This is a genomic window from Streptomyces sp. NPDC002130 (assembly GCF_040296465.1).
Classification (GTDB): Bacteria; Actinomycetota; Actinomycetes; order Streptomycetales; family Streptomycetaceae; genus Streptomyces.
Genome location: NZ_JBEOXI010001235.1, coordinates 1 through 1,055, shown reverse-complemented (window position 1 = coordinate 1,055; position 1,055 = coordinate 1). Strand labels below are relative to the sequence as shown.

Here is a 1,055-nt window from a genome sequence, read left to right as displayed (position 1 = left end):
GTCTCAGCAGAGGCATTGACTCCGTGGCCAACCTCGGAGACTGGGATCAATCCGGGCTCGAGCGCTGCGAGCGAGGCGGCTACGCCTTCGGGATCCGCTTCGAGAGCTTTGAGCCAGTGACTCTTTCGAGCGGTCGGAATCTTGCCGGCATGAATGGCTTCGGAGACCAACTTCTCGCGGTCGGCGGATTCCTGGCGATCGAGTGCCTGTGCGCCGCGCGCGGCCATGGTGCGGGTCTGCTCGTATCCGCTGGCCTCGACGAGCACGAGTCCATTGGCTTTGGCGACCTCGGTCAACTTCGAGATGGATGCCGCAACACCGGTGTCGGTGGCGGGGTCCGTTTCGGGGTCGGAGGTGTCCGGTGCGGTGGCCTTTTCGAGGAGCGCGTCGAAAAGCTCCTGATCTGTTGCCGTTTCCGGGAGGTCGAGGGCCTCGCGGAGTTCCTTGATCTGCTCATCCGTGAATGCCACAGTCGAGCCTCCTTCTGTCTCGGATGTTTCCGTGCCCGAGGTGTCGGACACGCTGGTCCCGGGCGCGGCGGCCCGAGAAGTTTCCTTGCTGTCCCAGTGGGCCAGCGGTTTACGAAGTCCCGAGGATGCGGCGACGTACTCGCGTTTGACCTCTTGGGACTCGCCCCATGTGACTTCTTCGCCTTCAACGGCAAACGGCACCCGATGCAGGGTGCCGTCCTCGTCGTTGATTGCCACCACTTCTGGGGGCTCCAAGAAGATGTCTTCGATCCACCACCAACTGTCTGCGGCGGGACCGTTGTAGAAAGAACTCTGAAGGTCTGCAACGGTCACCGAAGCCGCGACCACAACAGCGGAAGCGTGCGGTGATCCGTCCTTGGATACTGGCATCGTGAATGACTCCTTTCCGCTGGAAGTCGCCGCCACTCCGTACAGCTTGGCGACGTCGATGATGCTCCCGAGCGTCCCGACCCCAGGCGCCGTGACGCCCAGTAGCACGGGGCCCGAGAAATCCCGTGTGAATCTGGCGGGACCACCCGCTAAGCCTAAATATTCCCTGGTGACCGATAGCGGATAGTACCGTGA

Annotated in this window: 1 protein-coding gene; it reads right to left on the bottom strand. The window is 62.4% G+C overall.

Annotated elements, in window-relative coordinates; all coding sequences use genetic code 11:
• Positions 1-860 (bottom strand): phage protease (locus ABT116_RS49895; protein ID WP_351648387.1); only part of this gene is annotated, 860 nt, incomplete at its 3' end.
• Between the last annotated feature and the right edge of the window lie 195 nt (positions 861-1,055).